Source organism: Paraburkholderia sabiae (assembly GCF_030412785.1).
GTDB lineage: Bacteria > Pseudomonadota > Gammaproteobacteria > Burkholderiales > Burkholderiaceae > Paraburkholderia > Paraburkholderia sabiae.
Map to the genome: position 1 here is coordinate 1,964,862 of NZ_CP125295.1, position 22,537 is coordinate 1,987,398.

At 64.0% G+C, this 22,537-nt stretch carries 19 protein-coding genes and 1 riboswitch; of the genes, 11 read left to right on the forward strand and 8 right to left on the reverse strand.

Translation table 11 applies throughout. The features are described from left to right. Positions 1 to 88 precede the first annotated feature (88 nt). The 4 genes from cobJ to cobG are packed head-to-tail and all read right to left on the reverse strand — an operon-like array spanning position 89 to position 4,540. A complete protein-coding gene (cobJ, locus tag QEN71_RS08745; RefSeq protein WP_201654603.1) occupies positions 89 to 1,816 on the reverse strand; it encodes a precorrin-3B C(17)-methyltransferase in 1,728 nt (575 codons plus the stop codon). Further along, positions 1,804 to 2,559 carry a precorrin-2 C(20)-methyltransferase gene (locus QEN71_RS08750; protein WP_201654601.1) on the reverse strand — a complete coding sequence of 252 codons (756 nt, stop codon included), beginning with the start codon at positions 2,557 to 2,559 and terminating at the stop codon, positions 1,804 to 1,806. The genes cobJ and QEN71_RS08750 overlap by 13 nt, the downstream gene beginning before the upstream one ends. Then, entirely contained in the window at positions 2,560 to 3,186 is a 627-nt protein-coding gene (locus QEN71_RS08755; protein WP_201654598.1) for a precorrin-8X methylmutase, read from the reverse strand. Continuing rightward, positions 3,179 to 4,540 carry a precorrin-3B synthase gene (cobG, locus tag QEN71_RS08760; protein WP_201654810.1) on the reverse strand — a complete coding sequence of 454 codons (1,362 nt, stop codon included), beginning with the start codon at positions 4,538 to 4,540 and terminating at the stop codon, positions 3,179 to 3,181. The genes QEN71_RS08755 and cobG overlap by 8 nt, the downstream gene beginning before the upstream one ends. Positions 4,541 to 4,662: 122 nt before the next feature. Next, positions 4,663 to 4,849, reverse strand: a riboswitch (cobalamin riboswitch). Between the two features lie 88 nt (positions 4,850 to 4,937). On the opposite strand from cobG, the gene cbiE reads away from it, so the two are divergent. From cbiE to cobM, 4 genes are read left to right on the forward strand one after another with little or no spacing between them, the layout of a single operon-like run. Next, positions 4,938 to 6,143, forward strand: coding sequence for a precorrin-6y C5,15-methyltransferase (decarboxylating) subunit CbiE (gene cbiE, locus QEN71_RS08765; RefSeq protein ID WP_201654595.1), 1,206 nt, complete (start codon positions 4,938 to 4,940; stop codon positions 6,141 to 6,143). Continuing rightward, positions 6,143 to 7,243, forward strand: coding sequence for a cobalt-precorrin-5B (C(1))-methyltransferase (locus tag QEN71_RS08770; protein ID WP_201654593.1), 1,101 nt, complete (start codon positions 6,143 to 6,145; stop codon positions 7,241 to 7,243). The genes cbiE and QEN71_RS08770 overlap by 1 nt, the downstream gene beginning before the upstream one ends. Continuing rightward, complete coding sequence (locus QEN71_RS08775; RefSeq protein WP_201654590.1) at positions 7,240 to 7,971, forward strand: cobalt-precorrin-6A reductase; 732 nt, start codon at positions 7,240 to 7,242, stop codon at positions 7,969 to 7,971. Before QEN71_RS08770 ends, QEN71_RS08775 begins: the two co-directional genes overlap by 4 nt. 1 nt (position 7,972) lies before the next feature. After that, complete coding sequence (cobM, locus tag QEN71_RS08780; protein WP_201654588.1) at positions 7,973 to 8,704, forward strand: precorrin-4 C(11)-methyltransferase; 732 nt, start codon at positions 7,973 to 7,975, stop codon at positions 8,702 to 8,704. A 240-nt stretch (positions 8,705 to 8,944) separates the two neighbouring features. Here cobM and QEN71_RS08785 read toward each other — a convergent pair whose 3' ends face one another. Both QEN71_RS08785 and QEN71_RS08790 read right to left on the reverse strand, forming a co-directional pair. Further along, positions 8,945 to 10,423 carry a sodium:solute symporter family protein gene (locus QEN71_RS08785; protein ID WP_201654585.1) on the reverse strand — a complete coding sequence of 493 codons (1,479 nt, stop codon included), beginning with the start codon at positions 10,421 to 10,423 and terminating at the stop codon, positions 8,945 to 8,947. Then, a complete protein-coding gene (locus QEN71_RS08790) occupies positions 10,420 to 10,632 on the reverse strand; it encodes a DUF3311 domain-containing protein (RefSeq protein WP_201654582.1) in 213 nt (70 codons plus the stop codon). The genes QEN71_RS08785 and QEN71_RS08790 overlap by 4 nt, the downstream gene beginning before the upstream one ends. 315 nt (positions 10,633 to 10,947) lie before the next feature. Here QEN71_RS08790 and QEN71_RS08795 point away from each other — a divergent pair, with 315 nt between their 5' ends. The 4 genes from QEN71_RS08795 to QEN71_RS08810 all read left to right on the forward strand — a co-directional run bounded on the left by QEN71_RS08795 (position 10,948) and on the right by QEN71_RS08810 (position 15,974). Continuing rightward, a complete protein-coding gene (locus QEN71_RS08795; protein ID WP_201654579.1) occupies positions 10,948 to 11,619 on the forward strand; it encodes a MarC family protein in 672 nt (223 codons plus the stop codon). Positions 11,620 to 11,691: 72 nt separating this feature from the next. Then, positions 11,692 to 12,525 carry a class II glutamine amidotransferase gene (locus QEN71_RS08800; RefSeq protein ID WP_201654576.1) on the forward strand — a complete coding sequence of 278 codons (834 nt, stop codon included), beginning with the start codon at positions 11,692 to 11,694 and terminating at the stop codon, positions 12,523 to 12,525. A gap of 91 nt (positions 12,526 to 12,616) precedes the next feature. After that, positions 12,617 to 14,932 carry a putative bifunctional diguanylate cyclase/phosphodiesterase gene (locus tag QEN71_RS08805; RefSeq protein ID WP_201654573.1) on the forward strand — a complete coding sequence of 772 codons (2,316 nt, stop codon included), beginning with the start codon at positions 12,617 to 12,619 and terminating at the stop codon, positions 14,930 to 14,932. Between the two features lie 103 nt (positions 14,933 to 15,035). Next, complete coding sequence (locus tag QEN71_RS08810) at positions 15,036 to 15,974, forward strand: endo alpha-1,4 polygalactosaminidase (RefSeq protein WP_201654570.1); 939 nt, start codon at positions 15,036 to 15,038, stop codon at positions 15,972 to 15,974. 22 nt (positions 15,975 to 15,996) lie between these two features. Here the strand turns inward: QEN71_RS08810 and QEN71_RS08815 are convergent, their stop codons facing one another. Both QEN71_RS08815 and QEN71_RS08820 read right to left on the reverse strand, forming a co-directional pair. Then, positions 15,997 to 16,635 carry a LysE family translocator gene (locus QEN71_RS08815; RefSeq protein ID WP_201654567.1) on the reverse strand — a complete coding sequence of 213 codons (639 nt, stop codon included), beginning with the start codon at positions 16,633 to 16,635 and terminating at the stop codon, positions 15,997 to 15,999. 127 nt (positions 16,636 to 16,762) lie between these two features. After that, positions 16,763 to 17,521, reverse strand: coding sequence for a glutathione S-transferase family protein (locus tag QEN71_RS08820; RefSeq protein WP_201654564.1), 759 nt, complete (start codon positions 17,519 to 17,521; stop codon positions 16,763 to 16,765). 255 nt (positions 17,522 to 17,776) lie between these two features. Between QEN71_RS08820 and QEN71_RS08825 the strand changes: the two genes are divergently transcribed. The 3 genes from QEN71_RS08825 to QEN71_RS08835 all read left to right on the forward strand — a co-directional run bounded on the left by QEN71_RS08825 (position 17,777) and on the right by QEN71_RS08835 (position 22,502). Next, positions 17,777 to 17,947 (forward strand): hypothetical protein, encoded by a 171-nt coding sequence (locus tag QEN71_RS08825; protein WP_201654561.1) that lies wholly within the window; start codon positions 17,777 to 17,779, stop codon positions 17,945 to 17,947. A gap of 794 nt (positions 17,948 to 18,741) precedes the next feature. Beyond that, complete coding sequence (locus QEN71_RS08830) at positions 18,742 to 20,037, forward strand: MFS transporter (protein WP_201654558.1); 1,296 nt, start codon at positions 18,742 to 18,744, stop codon at positions 20,035 to 20,037. Between the two features lie 23 nt (positions 20,038 to 20,060). After that, positions 20,061 to 22,502, forward strand: a complete 2,442-nt coding sequence (locus QEN71_RS08835) for a glycoside hydrolase family 31 protein (protein ID WP_201654555.1) — start codon at positions 20,061 to 20,063, stop codon at positions 22,500 to 22,502. Positions 22,503 to 22,537: the final 35 nt, after the last annotated feature.

Consider the following 22,537-nt stretch of genomic DNA (forward strand, 5'->3'; position numbering starts at 1 on the left):
CTTGAAACTGCCGATTTCTTTTTATGCAAGATCGATAATCGGATGGTTTAAAAGCCGATAGCAAACGTTTAAACCGGCTTATTCGTTCCTATTCGTACCAGCGCGGCGTATAAATCCACTCGCGGCCCGTCCCGGCGGCGCAGAACGCGCGTGTGGCCGACGAGCCGATTATCACCATCGTGCGCATATCGACATCGGCGGATTTCAGATCGGCCAGCGTCGTCGTTTTCAAAGTCGCGCCGGGACGGCCAATATCGCGGCCCAATACGACGACGGTCGACGGCGCCCGAAAATCGCGCACGATATCGAGCGCCTTGTCGAGTTGCCACGGCCGCGCGCGCGAAATCGGGTTATAGAAGGCCATCACGAGATCGGCTTCCGCCGCGTGCCGCAGCCGCGTTTCGATGACGCTCCACGGTTTCAGGTTGTCCGACAGCGACAGCACGCAGAAGTCGTGACCGAGCGGCGCGCCTGCCTGCGCAGCTGTCGCGAACGCCGCCGACACGCCCGGCACGATCTCCAGTTCGACGCCGGACCACGCCGCGTAGTGCGGCTGCGTCTGCGCTTCGTCGAGCGCTTCGAGCACGGCGGCCGCCATCGCGAACACGCCGGGATCGCCCGACGACACCATCGCGACATGACGTCCCGCGCTCGCCAGTTCGAACGCATGACGCGCGCGCTGCATTTCCTCGCGATTGTCGGTGCCGTGCACGCGCTGGTCCGCGCGGAACGGGCCCGCCATTTTCACGTAGGTCTCGTAGCCGAGGATGTCGGTGGCCAGTGCAAGCGCCGCGCGCGCGGCGGGCGCCATCAGCGAGGCATCGCCAGGCCCAAGGCCGATCACGCTCAGCTTGCCGCGCGCGCGGCCCACGGTGGCAGGATCGAGCGGTGCGTGGGCGGCGGCGAATGCGATGGGCGCGTTGGCTTCGGCATCGAATGCGGTGTGCGGCACGCGCAAGGTTTCGCGAAGCATTTGCGCGGCATTGCCGTCTGCCGTGAAGCGCAACGCGATTTGAAGCGCTTGCGCAGCGTCGCGAAGCGTTGCGTCGCCGATTCGTGAGGCAGGCGCGAGCAACACGGCCAGCGATTGCGTCGCCAGCCCTCGCGCGCGCAGCGCATCTAGCAGACGTTCTTGCACGCCGTCGCCCGTCGCCGTCGCGTCGATCGCGGCGACTAAGCTGCGCGGGTGGATCACGAGTTCATTGGTGGCGCCGTTCCATGCCAGCGGCGTCACGCGGATCGTGCGACGGGCGTCGTCGGCACGCGGCAGTTGCACGTCGTCGAGCCACGGCGCGTCGCCTTCGATGCGCGTCGCTTCGCCCGCGAGCAGATCCGACACGAAGCGCTTGCCCTGATCGATGCTCGCGAGCGCGTAGCCTTCGGGCGGATTCAGCACGCACGCGCCGAAGCGCAGTTCGCCGCTCGTGGTGATCGCGGGCGGCACGTCGAGTGCGGCACCGATCTCGCGCGCCATCGCGTTCACGCCCGACAGCCCGCCGAGCAGCGGCACGACGGCGCTGCCGTCTTCCGCGACGGCGAGCACGGGCGGCTCGACGCCCTTGTTCGACAGCAGCGGCGCGACGCAGCGGATCACGATGCCCGCCGCGCACAACGCGATGATCGGCGTGCCGCTCGCGTACAGTTCGCGCAGATGCGCGCTGAGTTCGTTGTACACGACGTCGGCATCCGCATCCGCGATGCGTCCTTGCAGACCGTGAACCTTCGCGCCTTCGAAAACCTTCTGCACGCGCCGCGCGGTTTCGACTGCGCCGACGCCGAGTATCACGATCGCGGGCGGCGTCGTCATCCTTGCCATTTTTCCCCCGGCACGACGAGCAGCGAGAAGTAGGGCGAGGCCATCGGATCGACGTCGGCGAGCGGCACGATGCGCTGGTTCGCCATCGTTGCGCGTTCGACATACAGCGCGCGTTCCGCGAGACCGAGTTCGTCGAGCACGCGGCGCACCTTGTCGAAGTTGCGCCCGAGCTTCATCACGACGGCGGCGTCGGCGGCGGCGAGACGGCGCTTGAGTTCGTCTTCGGGCAGCACGCCCGACAACACCGACAGGGTCTGGTTGCGATACACGAGCGGCTGGCCGAGCACGGCGACGCCGCCGAGCATCGAGCACACGCCGGGCACGACTTCGGCGTCGAAACGCGGCGACAGCCGGTTCGCGAGCCGGTCGTGCAGATACATGTACGAGCCGTAGAAGAACGGATCGCCTTCGCAGATCACGGCGACGTCGCGGCCCGCGTCGAGATGCTGCGCGACCACTTCGGCGGCTGTGTCGTAGAAGTCGGCGATGATCGCTTCATACGAGAGCGGCGGCTCGAGCGCTTCCGTCGTCACGGGATAGACGAGCGGCAACTGTTCCTGTTCCGCCGACAGATGCGCTTCGATGATCGAGAACGCGTTGCCTTTCTTGCCCTTCGCGACGAAGTACGCGACCACGTGCGCCGATTTCAGCAGGCGCAGCGCCTTCACGGTGATCAGTTCGGGATCGCCGGGGCCGACGCCGAGTCCGTAAAGCCGTCCGCGCGTGATGTTCTGTTCGGCCATTTATTCGTTCTCCGTTGCGAGCGCGTTCACGGCAGCGGCCGCCATCGCGCTGCCGCCGCGCCGTCCCTGGACGGCGACGAACGGCACGCCACGGCTGTCGGCGGCGAGCATCGCCTTCGATTCCGCCGCGCCGACGAAGCCGACCGGGAAGCCGAGAATCAGCGCGGGGCGCGGCGCGCCGGCGTCGAGCATGTCGAGCAGGTAAAACAGCGACGTCGGCGCATTGCCGATCACGACAATGCTGCCTTCAAGATGCGGCCGCCACAGTTCGAGCGCGACAGCTGAGCGCGTGTTGCCCAGTTCTCGGGCGAGATCGGGAACGGACGGATCGCCGAGCGTGCAGATCACGTCGTTGTTTGCGGGCAGCCGCGCGCGCGTGATGCCTTCGGCGACCATGCGCGCGTCGCAGAGGATCGGCGCGCCGTTCGCGAGCGCGGTGCGTCCCGCGCGGCCCGCGCCGTCGGAAAAGCGCAACTCGCTGACGATATCGACCATTCCGCACGCGTGGATCACGCGCACGGCGAGCTTTTCGAGGTCGGCGGGAATGCGCGAGAGGTCAGCTTCCGCACGGATGGTCGCGAACGACTGGCGATAGATTTCTTGTCCGTCGCGAATGTAGTCAGGCATCGAATGGCTCATCAAAAGGGGGCGCGGCGGACGCGTTCAGGATGTCCGCCGCTTCGTCGATCGTGACGCCGCGCGCGAGCAGGCGGCCGAAGCCTGTCGATTCGCGCGGGTCTTGTGTGGTGTAGAGGTCGTAGCGGTTTTGCGACGTCGCCAGCAGCGTGTACGGCGCGCAATGCGCGGCGGCGCATGATCGCGGGCAGCCGCTGAGGTGCACCTGAGTTTGCGCGGGGACGCCGCGTGCGGCGAGCTTTAGCGCGTCGGCTTTCGTATCGGCGAGGCTTTTCGCGCAGCCGGTCGATCCGGCGCACGCGATTACGCGTGTCAGCGGGTTGTGCGGCGTTGTTGCGAGGCCGAGTGTTTCGAGCGTTTGCAACGTTGCCGCGACGTTGGATGTGTCGATGTCGGTGAGCAGCACGGTTTGCCATGGTGTCATGTGCAGCATTGCGCCTTCGTGGTTCTGCTGTTGTGCAAGAACGGCGAGGCCGCGTAACGTTGTGCTGTTCATGCGGCCTAGCGCGGGCTGAGCGCCGATGTGCCAACGCTGGCCGTCGCGTTGCTGGCGAGCGCCGAGTCTGCGCGACGCATCGGCGGGCTCGCGGCGCCAGCGTTCTACGGGCTCACCGCGCAGCAGACTTATGCCGCTTTGAGGTTCGGCATGCGCGAGCACGTTATCGACTGAATGCGCAGCGATCACATCACGCATGCGTGTGTGTTCTGGCGCGGCGAGATCGAGGAACGTGTGCAGCAGAGCGCGCGTTAGCGCCGGAACGTCGGACGCTGCGACGGCTGCGAGCGCGTTCGCGTGTTCCGCAGCGACGGGCGGGCAGCCTGCAAGACCGAGGGCGTATAGCGGCTCCGCATGATCGCTTGGTTGCATCGCCGAAAACCAGATGTCGTGCGGATGATCGAGCATCATCAAACGCTCGCCGCCGTCGAGCAGCAGCGCAAATTTCGGCGACAGCGCCGCGCAACGGGGATCGCTTTGCAGCAAGGTCAGCAGATCGGCGGCGAGGGCTGTTGTGTCGGATAACGCGTGGGCATCACGGCCCGCTGCCGGGCTGACCATCACGTTTCGCACGTCGTCGGCGTGTGCGTGTGTCGCGTCTTGCGGACCGAGTCCCGCGTCGAGCAGTGCGGCGATCAGTGCCTCTTCATGTCCACGCTTGACGCCGCGTAGTTGCAGGTTCGCGCGATTCGTTATATCGACGATGCCGGACGCGTGTTCATCGATTGCATCGGCGATGGCGAGTGCCTGGCTCGCGCTCAAGACGCCGCCCGCGAGCTTCACGCGGCAGATGCCGCCGTCGAGCGCAGGCACGATGCGCAACAGCCCGGGACAGGCGGAAGGGCGCATGGCGGAAGGATCGGACGAATGAAAAGCGTGGCTCAAGACATCACCGGGTTAACGTCGCGCGACGGCCCGGGCATCTCGACGGAGAGCGGCTCGGCATCGGTACACCCCGCCCGATGTTGGCTGGCACGAACTTTTGGCCGGCAGGTGTCCTGACTCACAGGTCTTCGTTCACGTCCGGCCTTCCCGGTAACACCAGTGGCACAAATTGGCATGAACTCGCTGCATACAGTTGCGGGGGCAGTCACGGTCATCGCAGTGATGTGTGTTCCCTCTTAGGCCCCGAAAGGCACCGGCGAACGGGTATTATGCCTTTTTTCGAACAGCACAACGATGCCGCGGCCTTTGAATACGGGCCGCAGCAGCATTTTCAGTACATCAAGCAGATGAGGATCGACGCATGCCGGCCTGGCTGACCGTGGTAGGAATGGGCGACGACGGGTTTGCCGGACTTGGGAAGGCGGCGCGGCGCGCGCTGATCGACGCGTCGGTGATCTACGGCGGCGAGCGGCATCTGTCGATGCTGCCCGTGTGCCTGAACGCCGCGCGCGAACCGTGGCCGCAACCCTTCGACATCGCGCCCGTGCTCGCGCGGCGCAACACGCCCGTGTGCGTGCTGGCGAGCGGCGACCCGATGTTCTATGGCGTCGGCGCGACGCTCGCGCGCCACGTTGCCGCCGACGAACTGCGCGTGCTGCCTGCGCCGTCGTCGGTGTCGCTCGCGGCGGCGCGGCTCGGCTGGGCATTGCAGGACGTGCCGACGGTGTCGCTCGTCGGACGGCCACTCGCGGCCTTGCAGACGCATCTGCACGAGGGCGCGCGCGTGTTCGTGCTGAGCGCGGACGGCAAGACGCCTGCCGCCGTCGCCGCGTGGCTCGGCGAACGTGGCTTCGGCGCGACGCGGATGATCGTGATGGAACATCTGGGCAGCGAGACCGAACGCGTGATCGACGCTCGCGCGCAGGACTGGTCGATCGGCGAGACAGCGGCGCTGAACCTGATCGCGCTCGAATGCCGACGCGATGCGTCCGATGCGCCGCGACTCGCATTGACGCCCGGCCTGCCCGACGACGCTTTCCGCCACGACGGCCAGTTGACGAAGCGCGACGTGCGCGCGCTGACGCTCGGCCGTCTTGCACCCGCGCCCGGCGAACTGCTGTGGGACGTGGGCGCGGGCTGTGGATCGATCGGCATCGAATGGATGCGCGCGCATGCCACGTGTCGCGCGATTGCAATCGAAGCGAACGGCGAGCGTCAACGTTTCATCGAACACAATCGCGACGCGCTCGGCGTGCCTTCGCTGCAACTCGTCGCAGGCAAGGCGCCCGATGCATTGCGGGATTTGCCCGCGCCTGACGCTGTTTTTATCGGCGGCGGCGTAACCGTGGATGGCGTGCTCGACGCCTGCTGGCAGGCGCTCAAAAGCGGCGGGCGGCTGGTCGCGAATGCCGTCACGCTCGAAGGCGAAGCGGCGCTGATCGCGTGGCGCGCGCAGCATGGCGGCACGCTGACGCGCATCGCGCTCGCCGAAGCACAGGCGCTCGGCGGCTTCGAAACGTGGCGCTCCGCGCTGCCGATCACGCTACTCGACACCCGCAAACCGTGATGCGCGACGAAACGCCCGAACAACCCGCGCCGCTGCGCAGCGGCTATACGACGGGAAGCTGCGCGACGGCGACGTCGCTGGCGGCGGCGCGTCTGCTGCTGTCGGGCATCGCCAGCGACGTCGCTGAAATCGTGTTGCCGAAAGGCCAGCATGTGCCGATGAAGCTCGTGTTCTGCCGTCTGCTGAACGACGGAAAGGACGGCGCGGAAGCGGGCACCGTGAAGGACGCGGGCGACGATCCCGATGTCACGCATGGCGCCATCGTGTTCGCGCGCGTGCGGCTCGCCGACACGCCCGGCGTGCGTTTTCATGCGGGACCGGGCGTCGGCACGGTGACGCGCGCGGGCCTTACGCTGCCTGTCGGCGAGCCCGCCATCAACCCGGTGCCGCGCCAGATGATGACCACCCATCTCACCGATCTGGCCGCCGAGCACGGCTACGCAGGCGGCTTCGAAGTCATGATCGGCGTGGAGAACGGCGAGGCGCTCGCGCAGAAGACGATGAACCCGCGACTCGGCATCGTCGGCGGATTGTCGATACTCGGCACGACGGGCATCGTGCGGCCGTTTTCGTGCTCGGCGTATATCGCGTCGATTCATCAGGGCATCGATGTGGCGCGCGCGAATGGTTATCGGCATATCGCGGCGTGCACGGGCAACGCGAGCGAAGACACGATGCGCGCGTATTACCAGTTGCCCGATATCGCGCTGATCGAAATGGGCGACTTCGCGGGCGCGGTGCTGAAGCATCTGAAGCGCGCGCCTGTCGAGAGGCTCAGCATGTGCGGCGGCTTCGGCAAACTGAGCAAGCTGGCAGCGGGACATCTCGATCTGCATAGCCGCAATTCGAGCATCGACTTGCCGCTCCTTGCGCAATGGTGCGCCGATCATCCAGCCAACGATGCCGCGTTGCAGGCCGCGATCGTCGGCGCGAACACGAGCCAGGAAGCGCTCGCGATGGCGTTGAAGCGTGGCGTCCCGCTCGGCGATATCGTCTGTTCGCGCGCGCGGGACGTGGCGCGCGAGATCGTGCCGGCATCGGTCGAAGTGGAGATGTTTGCAATCGACCGGCAGGGCAATATTGTCGGAGAAGCGCGGTGAAGCGCGTGCTTTTGCTCGGCGGCACGGGCGACGCGTTGCAGATCGCGCGGCAACTCGGGGCACAACATGTGTATAGCCTCGCGGGCCTCGGACGCGTGCCGGAAGGGTTGGCGTGCAGCGTGCGCGTCGGCGGATTCGGCGGCAGCGAGGGGCTTGCGCGCTACATCGAAAGCGAGGGCATTGCGCTCGTGATCGACGCGACGCACCCGTATGCCGCGCAAATGAGCGCGAACGCGGCCACCGCGTGCCGCGCGACGAACGTTCCGTGCTGGGCGTTGCGCCGCGCGGGCTGGACACCGCAAGCGGGCGACGACTGGCGGATGGTCGACGGCTGGGATGAACTCGTCGATGCGGTCCGACCGTTCAGGCGCGTGCTCTTTACATCGGGCCGCGAGCCGCTCGCGCATCTCGACGAGATACCTGCGCATCAGTACTGGATCGTCCGATGTCTCGACGCGCATCCGGGCAATGAGCGAGCGCGCATCATCGACGCGCGGGGGCCGTTCGATATCGACGGCGAGCGGGCATTGTTCGCGCTGAACGGCATCGATGTGCTGGTGACGAAGAACAGCGGCGGATCGGCGACGGAAGCGAAACTCGAAGTCGCGCGCGAGCGGAAGATGCCGGTCGTGATGATGCGTCGGCCGGCGTTGCCTGAAGTCGATCGCGAGTTCGACAGCCCGGCGCAATTGCTGCGCGCGTTGAACGAAGAAATGGGAGTGGTGTGAAATGACGGTGTTTTTTATCGGCGCGGGACCGGGCGATCCAGAACTGATCTCGGTGAAGGGACAGCGTCTGGTGCGTACGTGTCCGGTGATTCTGTATGCGGGCTCGCTGGTGCCGGAAGCCGTCTTGAACGGCAACGTTGCTGAAAAAGTGGTGAACACGGCCGAACTCGATCTGGACGCAATCGTCGCGCTACTCGCCGACGCACACGCGAAAGGACAGGACGTAGCGCGCGTGCATTCGGGCGACCCGTCGTTGTATGGCGCAATCGGCGAACAGATTCGCCGGTTGAAGGCACTGGGAATTGCATATGAAATCGTGCCGGGCGTAACAGCGACGGCCGCATGCGCGGCGACACTGGGCGTCGAGTTGACCTTGCCGGATGTATCGCAGACGTTGATTCTGACGCGCTATGCACGCAAGACGTCGATGCCGGAGGGAGAGCAGCTTGGGGATCTTGCACGACATCGAGCGACGATGGCGATACATCTTGGAGTGAGACACATCGCGCGAATTGTCGAGGAATTGACGCCGCACTACGGCAGCGATTGTCCCGTCGCAGTGATTTACCGCGCGAGCTGGCCGGATGAAGAGAAAGTGACGGGCACGCTCAAGGACATCGTTGAAAAAGTACAGGCGACGGACATCGAGAGAACGGCGCTAATTCTGGTTGGGCGGGTGCTCGACGCAGAGCACTTTGCGGATTCGACGTTGTATTCGAAGGAAGCGGAGTAAAAAAGCGCTAGCAACGAACAGAAGCTAGCGCGCTACGGGAAGAAGAGGGACGTTGAGAGCCCGTGGGCAAAAAACAAGTGCTAGCGGTGTGAGCGGCTTTCTTTTGCCTACTTTTCTTTGCCGCTGCAAAGAAAAGTAGGTGCCGCCCCGCACAGGGGCGACGCGTGAAGGGAGGCATGAAAACGCGGATGCCAGCGACGCGCCAGAACGAACCTAAAAAAAGGCGCGTCGCGAGAACAATCAATGCGTATGCACATGCGACCGCTCTTCCCTCGCATGCGGCTGCGTCAAAGCACTAACAACAACAAACACGACCACATTCAAAGCAAGCGCAACAAACCCGATATTCACATCCTTAAGCGCGTCAGGCAAAAACGGCATGAGCTGCGCAACGCTCATCTTGAACAACGTGGTAACAGCGACAACAGCCACCCCCACCACGATCCCGCAAAAAGCCCCTTGCCTGGTAGCCCGATTCCGAGGAGCGAGACTACAGATCACAGCAGGGAAGAGCTGCGTAACGAAGCTATAACCCATCAAAAGCAGCGCAACGATGGTTTCCCCGCCATGCAGCGTAAACAGCACAGCAACGAGAGCCACAACGGGCACAAAAAACCGCGCCAGTTTGGCAACAGCCTCATCACTAGCATTCCGCGCCACGAGCCCGCGATAGACGTCATTGGCGAGCAACGTCGACGCAGTCGTGAGAATCATGGAGCCAGGAACTAGAGCAGTCAGCACACCGGCAGCGCCGATCACCCCGACGAACCACGGATCGAACGTAGCCAGCGACAGCTTGAACAAAGACAGATCGATATCTCCGCCCTTGAGCCCAGGTACTTTCAAAGCCGCAGCAAAACCCACAAAAAACACGAACAGCAAGATCAGCTGATACAAAGGCAACACAATCGCATTGCGCCGAAAGATCCGCTCATCCTTCGCGGTGAACACCGAACCGAACGTATGCGGCCACATGAAAAAGCCGAGCGCGGTGAGCAGCACCGTCGACTGGAACCATGTCACGCTCGATCCCTTCTCGGGGAAGGTCAGGAAGCCGGGACGCGCCGCATCGATCGCATGGAACATCTGGCCGAGCCCGCCGTAGTAGTGAATCGGCAGATAGATCCCGAGAAACAGCACGATGGCGAGAATCAGCAGATCCTTCACGACCGAATTCCACGCCGAGCCGCGCACGCCCGAGACCGTCACATAGATGGTGACCACGGCCGCGCCGATCCAGATGGCGGCCGTCGACGGAACGGCGCCGTACGAAGCCGTCGACACGATGATGCCGAGCCCCTTCAATTGCAGCACGAGATAGGGAATCAGCGCGACGACGTCGACGATCGCGACCAGCACGCCGAGCGACGGGCTGTCGTACTTGCGCGCAAAGAAATGCGGCTGCGACACGAGCCGATGCGCCTTCGCGAAACGCCAGACGGGCGGCAGCATCCAGTACGACAGCACATACGCGAGCGTGCCGTACGCCAGGATGTAGTAGACGGGCGCGCCCTTGCCGTACGCGAAGCCGCTGCCGCCCAGAAACGTGAACGTCGTGTAAATTTCACCTGCCATCAGCAGGAACACGAAAGCCGTGCCGAAGCTGCGGCCACCGACCGTCCATTGTTCGAGGCTCATGTCGTGCCCGTGGCGGGCGCGTATGCCGAGGTACAGCGCGAACAGCGTGACGGCGGCGATGATTGCGAGAGCGCTGCTCATGAACGCACCTCCTCGCCGGATCCATCATGCCGGTTGACGGGATCGAACCAGTAAATGAGGCCCATGATGATGGAACTCAGCACGACCCACATGACAATCCAGGCAAGCACGAACGGCATGCCGAGCACGAGCGGCTCGACGTGGTTGGCGAACGGGACGCCGAGCAGAATGCCGATGAACGGCAGCACGGCGAGCAGACGAAATGACATGGGACAACTCCTCTCGATTGTGATTGAGTCGGTCTCGATGAACGTCAATTCATGAAGCAATGACTGGGATGCCGCGCACCGACTTTATGCCTCTTGCCACATTTCGGTAAAGGTCGCCAAAAATGTGCAGGCATAATGAAAGCAATAACCGCAAACGCAGTGCCTGTCAGCATCGGCATGGTTCGAATGTGTGCTGCAATGCATGAATATCGTGTCTGTGCGTAGCGGGTAAATTTCGTTGCATATACACTGATCGGCCTTCATGCTCGCGTTGCGCGGCGCAAAAAACAAAACCGTCAAAGAGCGATTCCATCGATGATTGCGAGCCTGATTTCGGAGATTCTGTTCGGCTTCACGGGATTGATCAGCATCATCAATCCGATCGCGATCGCCTTCGTGTTTCTCGACCGCACGGACTCGCTAACGGACGCCGAACGTGCCGCGCTCGCCAAGCGCGTCTCCATCAATGCGTTCTTCGTGCTGCTGGTCGTATTCTTTGTCGGCACGCCGATCCTGCATTTCTTCGGCATTTCGATGGAGGCGTTGCGCATCGGCGGCGGGCTGGCTGTCGCCGTCAGCGCCTGGAACATGCTCAACGCGCCCGAACGGCAGCCGAACGAAGCGGCCGTGAAGCCCGTCGATCCCGACAACGCGATGTCGAAGGCGTTCTTTCCGCTGACGGTGCCGCTCACCACCGGCCCCGGCACGATGGCCACCGCGATCGCGCTGAATGCGAACCGCAGTCACAAGCTGTCGGAGTTTCTGATGTCGTCGATTGCATCCGTGACGATTTCGTTTCTCGTCATGCTCGCGATCTGGTTCACGTATAACCATGCAGCCACGTTCGGGCGCCTGCTCGGCAAGGAAGGGACGAAGGTCGCGTTGCGCGTCTCCGCGTTCCTGCTGTTGTGCATCGGCGTGCAGATCATCCTGACGGGGCTGGCCGAGTTTCTTGCGCCGATCGCCAGCGGACGGGCGGGCGGCTGAACGGGCGGTGCGCCGCAGCCGTCCCTTTCAAACGGGCGCGCACGCAGACGTTTTTCATCGAGGAGAGCGATCATGTGCCGCTGGCTGGCTTACACAGGGAACCCGATTCAGCTCGAAGCCGTGCTGTTCCGGGCGAAGCATTCGCTGATCGACCAGAGCCTGCATTCGCGGCTCGGCGCCACCACGACGAATGGCGACGGCTTCGGCGTCGGCTGGTACGGCCATCCAACCGACATCCCGTTCCGCTACCGCTGCGCGCATCCTGCGTGGAGCGACCGCAACCTGCGCGATGCTGCGCGGGCCGTGCGTGCGCCGCTGTTCGTCGCGCATATCCGCGCGGCGACGGATACGCCGTCGCAGGAAACCAACTGCCATCCGTTCCGCTACGGCCGCTGGCTCTTCATGCACAACGGCCTCATACGCGACTATCCGAAAGTGCGGCGCGACCTGATGCTCGGCATCGACCCGGAGCTGTTCGCCTCGATCGAAGGCTCGACGGATTCCGAGGTCATGTTCTATCTCGCGCTGACGTTCGGGCTGGAGATCGATCCCGTGCTGGCGCTCGAACGCATGGCGGGTTTCGTCGAGGAAACGGGGCGGCGGCATGGCATCGAGGCGCCGCTGAACATGACCGTCTGCGCGACGGACGGCGAGCAGATCGTGTCGGCGCGCTATTCGAGCGAGCGGCAGTCGCGCTCGCTTTTTCATAGCACGTCGATCCGTCATCTGATGGAGTTGTATCCTGAGGATCCGCGTCTTGCCGCCGTCGGCGAAGACGCGTTTCTCGTGCTGTCGGAGCCGCTCGTCGACCTGGAAGGCTGGTGGGAAGAAATTCCGGAGTCGACGGCGATCGTCGCGCGGCGCGGCGTAATCGAGTCGCGCGTATTCGATCCGCATGGAACCTAGTGCTTTTGCACATTCGGGCGCGCGTGATTCGCGTAAACCCTGATACGCAGCGCGCGTCCGACTGCCGTTGTTGCATGAAGGGAGTGCAACCATGAGTCGTCAAGTGACTGCAGACATCGCGACTGACAAGCCAGCCGGGCGCACTCGCCGCGGAACCGATCTGGCCGCCGAGGTGCTGGCATCGGAACAGAGCGTATTGCGCCTGCTCACGCGCAGCACGCCGCTGCCCGAACTGCTGGCCGAGGTGTGCCGCCGTGCCGAAACGCTGCTGGGCGAAGGCGCGCAATGCTCGATCCTCGTGCTCGACACGGACAGCGTTACCGTGCGCGTCGGCGCGGCGCCGTCGCTGCCGCGGCAATACAGCGCGTCGATCGACGGCATGCGCATCGGTCCGTGCGCCGGTTCGTGCGGCACGGCGATGTACGAGCGGCGGCTGGTGATCGTCGAGGACATCGGCAACGATCCGCTGTGGGCCGATTATCAGCATCTCGCGCTTCCGCTTGGGCTTCGCGCGTGCTGGTCGGTGCCGTTCGAGGACGACGCCGGCCAGGTGCTCGGCGCGTTCGGCGTCTATTACGACAGACAGCGCCGTCCCAACGACGACGAACAGGCGCTCCTGCGCGAGATCGGCCAGAGCGTCGGGCTGGCCGTCCATCAGGATCTGATGCGCAAGCGGCTCGCGGAGAGCGAGGAGCATCATCGGCTCGTCGTCGATCATCTGAATGAAGGCATCGTCGTGCAGTCGCGCGAAGGCATCGTGCTCGCCTGTAATCCGAGTGCGCGGCGCATGCTGCGCGCGACGGGCGAGGTGATCGGCCAGGACATCTACAAGGTGATTCGCGCGGCTTACTGGGACGACGGCACGCGGGTCGAGACCAGCGATCAGCCGACGCGGCGCGTGTTGCGCACGGGCCGGCCCGTGGTCGGCATGACGCTGCGGCTCGAACTGATGGGCGGCGGCTCGATCTGGATCACCGAGAACGTCGTGCCTATCTTCAAGCCGGGTGAAATCGAACCGGGTGCCGTGCTCATCTCGTTCAACGACATCAGCGCGGTGCAGGCGGCACGCGCCCAGTTACAGCATCTCGCCACGCGCGATTCGCTGACGGGGCTCTACAATCGGGCCTATCTCGCCGACCGGATGAGCGAGTTGCTCGCGCCGCATGCGGGCCCCGCGTACGAACGAGGAAAGCCACCGGCCGCCGTGCGCAAGCTCGCCGTGCTGTTCGTCGATCTCGACGGCTTCAAGAAGGTCAACGACATCGCCGGCCACGAAGCAGGTGACGCACTGCTATGCAGCGTCGCCGCGCGGCTTGCCGCCTGTGTGCGCGGCGAGGATACGCTGGCGCGCGTCGGCGGCGATGAGTTCGTGATCGCGACGGGCGATTACGGCGACGCGTCGTTCCTGACATCGCTTGCGCAACAGGTGCTCGACACGATCGCGCAGCCGTTCGCGGTCGGCGGCAACGAGTATTACCTGGGCGCGTCGATCGGCATCAGTCTCTATCCCGACGACGGACGCGACGCGCAGACACTGATGCGCAACGCCGACTCCGCGATGTACGACGCGAAGCAGCGCGGCCGCAACAACTTCCAGTTTTTCACGGCCGAACTGAGCCAGCGGCTGCAACGGCGCTTCGCGATCGAGCAGTCGTTGCGGCGCGCGCTCGTCGCCGATGAGCTGAGCCTTGCGTATCAGCCGATCGTCGAGGGCGAGACGGGGCGCATCGTCGGCGCAGAGGCGCTGCTGCGCTGGTACAACGCCGAGCTGGGCCAAGTGTCGCCCGTCGAGTTCATTCCCGTTGCCGAGGACACGGGCCTGATCATCGATATCGGCCGCTGGGTGCTGGAAAACGCGTGCCGGCAGGCGGTCGAATGGCGCCGCACGATCACGCCGCATCTGATGATCGCGGTGAACCTGTCGCCGCGGCAGATCAACGGCGAGCTGATCGGACATGTCGCGTCGAGTCTCGAGCAGGCAGGGCTGGAGCCGTCGGCGCTCGAACTGGAAATCACGGAAGGCGTGCTGATGAGCGACAGCGACGCCGTGATGCCGCTTCTGACGACGCTCGCGCGTATGGGCGTGCGCATTTCCGTCGACGATTTCGGCACCGGCTATTCGTCGCTGTCGTATCTGAAGCGCTTTCCGCTGCATAGCCTGAAGGTGGACCGCTCGTTTGTCGCGGGCTTGCCCGCGCATCGCGATGCCGTGGCGATCACGCATGCCGTCGTCGCGATGGCGCACTCGCTCGGCATGAACGTGACGGCCGAAGGTGTCGAAACGAGTGAGCAATCGGATTTTCTGCGCTCGATCGGCTGCGAGCGGCAGCAGGGCTATCTGTTCGGCAGGCCCGTCGTGCCCGGCGAGTTCGCGCGCGAAGCGCAGCGGCTACAGGCAGGCGTTTGATTCTGGAGCCGTCGCGTAGTTTCACGCGGCGCAGGTACACTGGCGCTCGTTTTTTTCCTGCGAGCGACAAGTGAACGGAAAGTTGAAGTGCGCATTTGATGGCATGCGACGGGGTGGCGTCGGCGTGCTCGCTGCGTTCGTGTTGTCGCTTTCAGGCGCGCATGCTGCGGAGCAAGCCGCCGTCGTACAGACGCGCGTATTCGAAGCATCGCCGTGGATGTCGTACTACGGCGACGCTGCGTCGCTCGGCAGTCTCGCTCGCGTTGCGTCGACGTTTCGCGTGATCGACGTCGATCTCGATCCCGACGCGGGCAACTTCACCCCCGCCGAAGTCGCCGCGCTGAAGAACGGCGGCCGCAACGTCGTGCTGAGCTACCTGAACCTCGGATCGTGCGAGACGTATCGCTCGTACTGGCGCGACGTGCCTGACGGCTTCGTATCGTGTGAGGCGAACAAGGCGGCGCACGCTGGCACGTATCGCGGTTATCGGCAGGAAATGTGGATGAACCTGTCGAACGCGGATTATCAGCGGCTCATCGTCGATTACGTCGCGCCGCGTCTCGTCGCGCAGGGTGCGGACGGCTTCTATCTCGACAACCTCGAAATCGTCGAACACGGCACGGCGACACGCAACGGTCCGTGCGATGCAACATGCGCACAAGGCGGTCTCGATCTCGTGCGCAAGCTGCGCGAGAAATATCCCGAACTGATCCTGGTGATGCAGAACGCCACCGGCCGCACGACGCGCGAGGGCTCGACGGGCGGCGTCGCGTTTGCGTCGCTGCTCGACGGCATCGCGCACGAAGAGGTGTATGCGCCGAAGTACGACCCGTCAGTCGAAGCGGAACTGGCTGCTTGGAAAGCGATGGCGCTCAGGCCGAATGGACACGCGTTCTGGATCGCAACGCTCGATTATGTGGGCGGCTGCGAGGCGGCGGCGAAAGCACGCCGCGTGTACGCGCGCAGCCGCGCGAAGGGTTTCGTGCCGTATGCGTCGGATGCGAGCGCGCGGCAGGGCGTCGTGTGCTATTGGGAGAAGTGAACGCGAGGCGCGGTCCTGAAGATCAGGCGCGCGACGTCAGTATCTTCAAACCCGCGAGGCCGAACACGACAGCCAGCCCGCCGTCGAGCCAGCGGCGAATCGACAGATACACGCGCCGCGCGAGCGGCGTCGAGAAAAGCGCGGCGTAGCTGCCGAACACCAGCATGCCGATCGCGAGACAGCCGGCGACGGTCGTCAGCATATGCGGCGCGCCACCATTGGCAGGCGACGCCAGCGCTACCACCGAAATCCACACGAGAATCGCCTTCGGGTTCGTCAGATGCATTAGCAGACCGCGCGTGTAGATACGGCGCAACGACAGTGGTTCACCCGACGTCTGCGTTTGCGCGGCGCGCGGCCGCAACGCCGAGCGGCCCGACTTGAACGCCAGGTACAGCAGATAGCATCCGCCGAAAATCTTCAGCCCGGCCATCAAGCCCGAATACGCGAGCAGCGCCGCCGACAGACCGAGCGCCGCCAGCATCGCCCAGAAGCACGAGCCGCACACGACGCCCGCGGCGAACGAGAACGCGGCTTTGCGCCCATCCGTGCTCGCGATCGACATGATGGCGAGATTGCTCGGCCCGGGACTCGCCGTGCCGACGAAATACGCGGAGTAGGCGAACAGGACGTCGGCGGAAAGCATTGGCAGGTTGGTCATGGAGTGCGCGCGTTCGGGTGACGAAGTGAGCAAAGATTGTGGCTGCTGGATGCGCGAAGCGGAATAGACAATTGGCCGTTCGCCAGCCAGGCCAGCAGTAAGCAAGCTGTTGGACAGGCCTGGATAGTCAGCGCCGTGCTGCGTGCGGGAGGTTTGGCCAGCAGCGCGCGGCGATGCGCGCGTGATACGCCATCAGCGCGGGATGCTGCGAGACGAAATCGCGCACGGGGCTGTCGAACGGGTGCACGGCCGTCGTGTGAATCCACGCGAAACAGGTTGCGTCGATGGTGGTCGGTTCGTCGCCGAGCAGAAAGGGCTGGTCGCCGAGCAGATCCGCGACGGCCTGCCATCCGTCGATGCCCATGCGCGCGACGTCGTCGTAGCTATGCCGTCCCGTGCCTTGCTCCCACGCCTGGCGCAACACCTTGCGTCGGATCACGGGCAACAGCAGCGGCGTGAACGCGCCGACCAGCGGCCGCGCGGGCGCAGGCGCGGTGTGTTGCGCGTAGTCGGTCAGAATTGGCTTGTAGATCGCCATGTTGCCGTCGACGGCCCAGCGAAAATACACGGTCACGAAATAGAGGTGCGTTTCGAGCAACGCCTTGATCGCGGCGGATTGCGCACGTTGCTTCGGGTCGAGCCGCGCGTCGTTCAACGCCTGCGGGTAGCGGTCTTGCAGATAAGCGATGATTGCAGACGAATCGCACACGGTCACGCCGTCGATGTCTGCCACGGGCAGCTTCTTTTTCGGCATCGCATTGAGATTGCCGATGCGTCCTTCGTACGGAATGTTCGAGAGTCTTAGCCACGTTTCGAGCTTGACGACGAACGGACTGAGATCGGGTGGCATGGCGCCCGCGCCGTCTCCGAACTTGTACACGATCATGGCGTCCCCTCGGCCCGGTGGTTGTGATGGCGATGCGCCCGTCGCGCGGGCGCGGCATCGGGAATCCTACAGGCATGCGGCGGCGCGCGTAACTTCCGTGCCAGCACTGCGCATCGATTGTTGTATCCACGTGAACATAGATTCCCCGCGTAGGCCATTGATGCTGGACGAGAGATTTATAGAATGGTCATCAAGGGGCGTCGGATTCGGTGGACGCCAGGCGATTCAGGAATCGGACGGATTGTGGAGGTAGAAATGGACATCCTCGATATAGCGCGGCAAGCAGGGATGACGGTCGTGCTCGAAGCGCGGATCGGGCGGCAGGAATATCACAGCGTGCATGGCTCAATCGCGGCGCTGGAGAGCTTCGCGGAGCGGGTGCGCGCGTCGACGGCGGAAGAACTGCAAGCCGTCGAGCAGGATTGAGCAATAAAAAAGAGCCGTCGACTCGCGACGGCTCTTCGTGCTACGTGGTCTCCGGCGCTCGATCTGACGATCAGCCGCTGAACAGTTCGACGAGACAGACGATCGTCGTGAACAGTCCGATGCAGCCGCCCAATGCGACTGCGCCTTGCATGAAACCTCCTAGATTCCCCATATAGCGCTCCGTGATGTTCTGGGTGTGGCGCTAGTCTAATTCGAAAGAAATAAGAAAGGTAAAAGAAAGTATAGGTGGAGTTCTTGCCGGTTTTTGTTGAATTCGACTTGTACGATGACGTATCTCAACTCGTTTGCGTCACTCGGATCCTCTTCTGACCTCCGGCTGTTCTTCGCTGGACGCGTTTTATACATCCTTCCGCTTTGATCTTCATGGCGTCCCCGTCGCTCCAGAAAGGCTGACTTCAGGCCGAGAGCGGGCGCTCGACGCCGCGCGTATCGAAGACCATCATAAAGAGCCGATCTTCTATGAACTCTGCCCGATACCGATATTCCATTTGGCGCACAAGAGAACAATCTTATGTTCGAACGAACATGCTGAAAGACTGTGCGAGTCGTTGCCGTTTATCGGCGTAATTGCCTAAGAATTACATAGGCGCTCAGTCTGACAGGCTTTTCGCCGGATCGAATGTAGGTATTACATGGTTTTCCCTGGTATCCGACAGACGTTTCAGTGATACGATGACCGACGATAAATGCCGATCCGATGTTCGAATTCGCTCATTGATCGGTTGGACGCCGGGCGGCCTCAGCCCCGGTCCGTAAAAGGAATGGAGACAGAGTTGAAAACAATCATTGGCCTGCGCTGGTGGATCATCGCGCTCGTGTGTCTCGGGACGATCGTGAACTACCTGTCGCGCAACGCGCTCGGCGTCATGGCGCCGGAGCTGAAAACGCTGCTGCATATGAACACGCAGCAGTATTCGTACGTCGTCGGCGCGTTCCAGATCGGCTACACGATCATGCAGCCGGTGTGCGGGCTGGTGATCGACCTGATCGGTCTGCGTCTCGGCTTCGCGCTGTTCGCGTGTCTGTGGTCGGCGACGGGCATGCTGCACGGCCTGGCGAGCGGCTGGCTGTCGCTGGCTGCGCTGCGCGGGCTGATGGGGCTGTCCGAAGCGGTCGCGATTCCGGCGGGCATGAAAGTGGTCGCCGAATGGTTTCCGAATCGCGAGAAATCGGTCGCCGTGGGCTATTTCAATGCGGGCACGTCGCTCGGCTCGCTGTTTGCGCCGCCGCTCGTCGTGTTCCTGTCGCTGCGCTACGGCTGGCAGAGCGCATTCGCCGTGACGGGCGCGCTGGGTTTCGTGTGGGCCGCACTCTGGTACGTGTTCTATCGCGCGCCCGGCGACCACAAGCGCATCGGCGAGAAAGAGCGCGCGACCATCATGGAAGGGCAGACGCCGCCCGCCGCTCACGCCCAGGACAAGCGCCGCATCCGTGAAGTGCTCGGCACGCGCCGTTTCTGGGCGATCGCACAGGCGCGCTTTTTCGCGGAGCCGGCCTGGCAGACCTTCAGCTTCTGGATTCCTCTCTATCTCGCCACCGAGCGTCACATGGACCTCAAGCAGATCGCGCTGTTCGCGTGGCTGCCGTTCCTCGCGGCGGACCTCGGCGGCCTGTTCGGCGGTTATCTGTCGCCGTTCCTGATGAAGCGGCTGCGCGTGCCGCTGATCTGGTCGCGCATCGTGGGCGTCGTGCTGGGCGCAGTCATGATGATCGGCCCGGCGTGCATCGGGCTCGTCGCGTCGCCGTACGAAGCGATCGCGCTCTTCTGCGTCGGTGGCTTCGCGCACCAGATGATTTCCGCGCTCGTCAACACGCTCGCCGCCGATGTCTTCGAACCCGGCGAAGTCGGCACGGCGGCCGGCTTTGCGGGTATGGCGGCGTGGATCGGCGGTCTTGGATTTTCGCTGATGGTCGGCGCGCTCGCGGACAAGATTGGCTACACGCCGCTGTTCGGCGCGCTCGGCGCCTTCGACCTGATCGGTGCGACGCTGCTCGTGATCCTCATGCGTGGCGTGACGCGCGACGCCCGTCTGCAACGCGCCGGAAGCGGCGCGGGCAGCGCGGCCTGAACTGACTGACCTGGAAACACATCATGGCTACGTTGAAGAATCGACCGCAGTTTTCCGTCTCCGACGCTGGCGCCGTGCAAGCGGGCGCGGGGCAAGCGGGTAATCCCGTCGTACTGTCCGCCGACGACGGCGCACGCATCGAACTGTTCGTGCTCGCCGACGACATCATCCGCGTGCTGGTGCTGCCGAACGGCGAACTGCGCGGCCCGCGCACCTGGGCGATTGCGCCCGGTCTGGACGACGTGCCGCTCGAAGGTCGTGACCGGCGCGACCTGCAAGGATTCGAGCCCGTCGTGTACAGCGCGACGAGCGACGCGGACCGGCTCGTCGTCGAAACGTCGAAAGTGCGTCTGACGGTCACGCTCGATGGCGGCTTCTGTTCGTGGGACATCGCGCGCGACGGCGCGTGGCATCACGTGATGAGCGACCGCAAGACGCAGGCGTATAACTTCGGCTGGTGGGACGAGCGCGTCTATCACTACGTCGAGCGGCGGCGCGGCGAAATGTACGTGGGTCTCGGCGAGCGTGCGGGCACGCTGGATCGCGCGAACCAGAGCTACGAGATGCGCAACATCGACGCGATGGGCTACAGCGCGCGCCACACGGACCCGCTCTACAAACACATTCCGTTCTACGTGACGTGGCAGCCGCAGACGTCGCTGGGTTTCGGCCTGTTCTACGACACGCTCGCCGATTGCCGTTTCGACATGGGCCGCGAGCTGGACAACTATCACGGCCACTACCGGCATTTCGTCGCCGAGCATGGCGATCTCGATTACTACTTCATCGCGTCGGCGGATACGCCGCTGCATGCGGTGCGCCGCTTCACGTGGCTCACGGGCCGGCCCGCGCTGATGCCGAAGTGGGGCCTCGGCTATTCCGGCTCGACGATGAGCTATACCGACGCGCCCGACGCGCAGCGCCGCATGGGCGAATTCATCGAACGTTGCCGTGAGCACGACGTTCTGTGCGATTCGTTCCATCTGTCGTCGGGCTATACGTCGATCGGACCGAAGCGCTACGTGTTCAACTGGAATCACGAGAAATTCCCGGACATCGAAGGTTTCGTGCACGGTTATTTGCGCGAGGGCGTGCGCTTGTGCCCGAACATCAAGCCGTGTCTTTTGCAGGATCACCCCGCGTTCGATGAAGCCGCGAAAGCCGGTCTGCTGATCCAGTCGCGCGACGGCGAGGCGACGTGGGTGCAGTTCTGGGACGAAGTCGGCGCGTATCTCGACTTCACGAACCCGAAGACGATCGACTGGTGGAAAGCGCGCGTGAAGGACAGTCTGCTGCGCTATGGCATGGCGTCGACGTGGAACGACAACAACGAGTTCGAAATCTGGACGCCCGACGCGATCGCGCAAGGCTTCGGCGAGCCGTTCCCCGCGCAGCAGGCGAAGGTGCTGCAAACGCAGCTGATGATGCGCGCCTCACGCGACGCACAACGCGAATATGCGCCGCAAACCCGGCCGTTCCTCGTGTCGCGTTCGGGCGGCGTCGGCATGCATCGCTACGTGCAGACGTGGTCGGGCGACAACTACACGTCGTGGGAAACGCTGCGCTACAACCTGAAAATGGGCCTCGGGCTCGCGATGTCGGGCGTGTCGAACAGCGGCCACGACATCGGCGGATTTTCAGGGCCGGCGCCCGAGCCGGAATTGCTGTTGCGTTGGGTCGCGTTCGGCATTTTCCTGCCGCGTTTCAGCATTCATTCGTGGAACGACGACGGCACCGTCAACGAACCGTGGATGTATCCCGAAGCGACCAGCACGATCGCTGGCCTCATCAAGCTGCGTTACAGGCTGATTCCGTATCTGTATGAACTGCTGTGGCAATCGCATCGCTCGTACGAGCCGGTGCTGCGCCCAATGTTTGCCGAGTTTCCGAACGATCCGCGTTGCCTCGTCGATGGCGACGACATGATGCTCGGTTCGTCGCTGCTGGTCGCGCCCGTCGTCGAGCAAGGGCAGAGCGAGCGCGAAGTGTGGCTGCCGGCGGGCGCGCGCTGGGCGTCGTACTGGAGCGGCGAAGTGTTCGACGGCGGACAAGGCATCACGCAACCCGTGCCGTTCGAACAGCCGGTGATGTTGCTGCGCGAGGGCAGCGTGATTCCGTTGAACATCGCCGAGCAGCACTTCGCGCAACGCGCCGACGAGCGTGCGTTCATGGCCGTGCCGTGCAAGGGTGAAGGCACGGCGCAAGGCGGTTGCATCGAAGACGACGGCGAAACGGAAGCCTGGCGCGACGGCGCGCAGGGACGCTGGAACGTCGTCATTGCCAGCGACGCGAACACGCTGCGCATTTCGATCGAACGCGAAGGGCAGATGCCGTTTGAGCAGAACGAGGTGCAGCTGAGCGTGCCCGCGTCCGACACGCGCGCGGCGACGTGCACGAACGGCGCAGTGACGGGCGATACGGTGGTGGACGGCTGGCGCCGTCTCACGCTGCGCCTCGCGAACTGATCCAGGACATCGACACACACCACAAGGGCGGCCGA